This is a genomic window from bacterium (assembly GCA_020440705.1).
GTDB lineage: Bacteria > Krumholzibacteriota > Krumholzibacteriia > LZORAL124-64-63 > LZORAL124-64-63 > JAGRNP01.
The window spans coordinates 1-3,036 of record JAGRNP010000218.1 but is presented as its reverse complement, the minus strand read 5'-3'; the positions used below and the strand labels follow the sequence as shown (position 1 = coordinate 3,036).

Genomic DNA, 3,036 nt, shown 5'->3' with positions numbered 1-3,036 from the left:
CCTTCACCAGGTGGGCCCGCCAGCCGGTGCCGTCCTGTTCGGATTGGTTCACGGTCCAGCCCTGGGCCATGAGCCAGGCCACCAGCGTCTGCAGGAGGTTCGTGGGCGAACTGGCGATTCCGGTCTGGTAGGAAGCGGCCATCAGTCCAACCTCACGGCGCAGAAGTCGTCACGGTCGACGCGGAAGACGTTGGGGATGACGATCCAATCGACCGCGCCCTGGCGAATCAAGGTTTCGGCGCTCAGATCCTGGCCGGTGACCAGGGCAACGCCCGGCAGTTGGCCCGGTGTGTTGTAGCCGTTGCCGACGTCCCCCAGCATGGGCATCACCGGCCACAGGTCGTAGGTCGCCCCGGGGCCGGGATCGAGCTGCGACAGCCCGCACCGGGTCGGCCACAGGATGTGGTAGTAGGTCTGCGGGGTGGAGGTGATGGAATCGAGCTGCGACCCCTCCACGGCCTTCCAACTGCCGTCGAGGTTCCGGACCCGCAGCTGCGTGTCCCACGGATCACGCTCTCCGGTGCCGATCGGCGCGTTCCCCGTGTCGGCGTGGGTCGGGATGCGGTGGCGGTTGTCCGTGACGGACCACCGGTAGTCGGTGTCGTCCCAGAGCGAGAACTCGCCGTGGGACATCGAGCCGCCCAGGACCAGCGGATACGGCCACTGGCCGGGGGAGTAGTAGGGCTCGAGCAGGCCGAAGACCGCGACCTCGTACTGCGTGGAGACCTTGGCCACTACGACGGCGCGGCGGCCGTCGCAGACGAACCAGTAGGGGATCGGGGCGTTCCAGAGCGGCACGTAGAGGTTCCCCTGGAAACCCACCTGCTCGTAGAACCGCGATCCGGAGAGCCAGCCGTCCATACCGGCGATCTCCCAGTCGTAGTAGTCGGCGTCCTGGCGCTCGAAGCCGTGGAGGCCGGTGTAGATCTCCGAGTTGCCATCGTTGCCCGGGGCCTTCCAGGCGTACTCGTGGAAGCAGGCGTCGACGCCGTCCGATTGGCGGAACATGCGCAGCGTGCCCATGTGCAGCTGGGTGTAGCGCAGGCTGGTGATGTGCCACCGGTAGCGGGTCGCTTCGACCGGCGAGGCGATGGTGAAGGTCTGCGGGATGCCGTTGTAGAAGATGATCCCGGTCCGCGAGTCGAGGGTCACCCAGGCGCCGCCGTCCCAGTACTGCATCTCCCACACGTTGGGCCCCTGGCCGGTGGTGTCGTGTAGGGTCAACTCGTAGGCGGCGATGGTCACCGGCTCGAAGAAGGTGATCTCCACCTCCTGAGGCAGGGTGACCGTCGTGTAGATGTTCCAAGACCGGCTCGTGAGGCTGGAGGTGGTGAACGGCCAGATGTTGAGCTTCCCGTCCACGAGGTTCTGGACGGCGTAGGTGCCCTCGTTGCCCTGGGTGGCTACGAGTCGGCAGCCGCGGGAACGGCGCAGGCTGGTCCACTTCGGAGCGGTCGACAGGACGAACTGATCGCCGGCGACGAAAGCGGTCGCCCCGGCCGAGATCAGGAACTCCAGCGTGGCGTGCGCGAACGGCGTGCCGACAGTCGCAGGACCGATCGAACCGGTCACGCTGCCGGTCACGTCGAAGGACGTGGGCGAGGTCGCCGTAATGGTGAAGGTCTCAGCGACGGATGACGCACCCCCGGAGTAGTCGGTCAGGCGGCCGTCGCCGGTCCCGGTGTAGGTGAGCCCGAACGCCGAACCCTTCGCGGTCAGGAACGTGTTCAGCCGTTCGGCCAGGTCGTTGTAGTCGGTGGCGGTTCCGGTGGTGAACATGGCTCACGTCCCCAGGGCCGAGCGGATCGCCCGGCGGTTCTTGGCCATGGCCTTGACCAGGATGCGCTGGCCGGCGGGGCTTTCCAGGTGGCGGAGGATCAGCCCTTCCTCGAGGCCTATCAGCACCTGATTGTCCTTGGATTCCTGCGAGTCCGCGGCGGCGGGCGCATCGACCAGACCGCCCTCGGCGAACCGGGGCACGGGGGCTTCGACCAGGACCGGGGTCTGGACCAGGGCCTGAGACCCGCGGCGGTTCAGGTCGTCCAGGTGGCGCAGGACGCCGGGCTCTCGGACCACAGCGGCGCGCACCAGGTACTCGCCGCGGGAGAACCAAGCGAGGTTGGAGTCGGACGTGCCCGTGCCGATTCCTCCCAGAACGCCGCCGGTGGCCTTCTTCTCGGTGCCGCCGACCTGGCCGCCGCCGCTGAACACTCCGGCGATCTTCTTGATGATGGCCGTGGCCAGAAGCTGGGCGGCCATGCGCTTCAGGTCGGCGATGATTGAAAGCGCCAGGTTGCGGAAGGCGTCGCCGAGGGACTTCGCGCCGGTGATCCCGGTGTCGAAGAACTCGGTCAGGGCATCGCGACCACTGTCCAGGGCGGTCTTGCCGAAGGCGGCGAAAGAGACACGGGCCCCCTCGACGGCGAACCCGAGGTCGCGCACCGCCTCGGTAAAGCCTCGGGCCTGGGCGATCCGTTCGGGGTCGCCGGTGGCCCAGGCGGCCTGTTCCAGTTCCGTGGCCAGGCTCTGCAGGGCGACCAGGCGCTCGGTTTCGATGGCCAGGATCTGCTGCTCGCCCTCGACCTGGGACAGCAGGCCCGCCGAGACGCGGGCCTCGATCTCCGAGCGGGCGGCGTCCAGGTCCGCCAGCGTGGCTTCGGCCTGGCGCTTGATCTCATCGAAGTTGGCCCCGGACTCCATCGAGCTGCGCAGCCGGGCCAGGGTGGCTTCGCGCTCGGCGTCGGAAGCGCCCTGCTTCTTGAGCAGGAGATCGGCCCGCCGGATCTCCTCGTCGATCCCCAGGAGCGCGGCCTCGTGGCGGCGGCCCTGGGCTTCCAGGAGGGTCTTCTCCAGGGCGAGCCGCTCCTGGGCGAGCTTCTGAACCGCGTCGCGTTCCTCGGACATCAGCGCGGCGATGCGCTCTTCCTGGGTCGCCCGGGCCTTGGCCAGTTCGGCGTCGATCTTTCCCTGCTCCTGGAGGCGGCGGCTCGGGTCGACCTCGGCGTCGAGCAAGGCGCGCTTCTGCTCGATGACCTC

At 68.3% G+C, this 3,036-nt stretch carries 2 protein-coding genes; both read right to left on the bottom strand.

The genetic code is table 11. The features are described from left to right. Nucleotides 1–141: 141 nt before the first annotated feature. On the bottom strand, nucleotides 142–1,779 hold the full coding sequence (locus KDM41_17720) for a hypothetical protein (protein MCB1185260.1): 1,638 nt from the start codon (nucleotides 1,777–1,779) through the stop codon (nucleotides 142–144). A gap of 3 nt (nucleotides 1,780–1,782) precedes the next feature. Next, nucleotides 1,783–3,036, bottom strand: a 1,254-nt coding sequence (locus KDM41_17715; GenBank protein ID MCB1185259.1) for a hypothetical protein, incomplete at its 5' end; no start/stop codon positions are given.

Bases quoted from the DNA above. Each gene is read 5' to 3' on its own strand.
- KDM41_17720 (MCB1185260.1), bottom strand. From the start codon at position 1,779: ATGTTCACCACCGGAACCGCCACCGACTACAACGACCTGGCCGAACGG.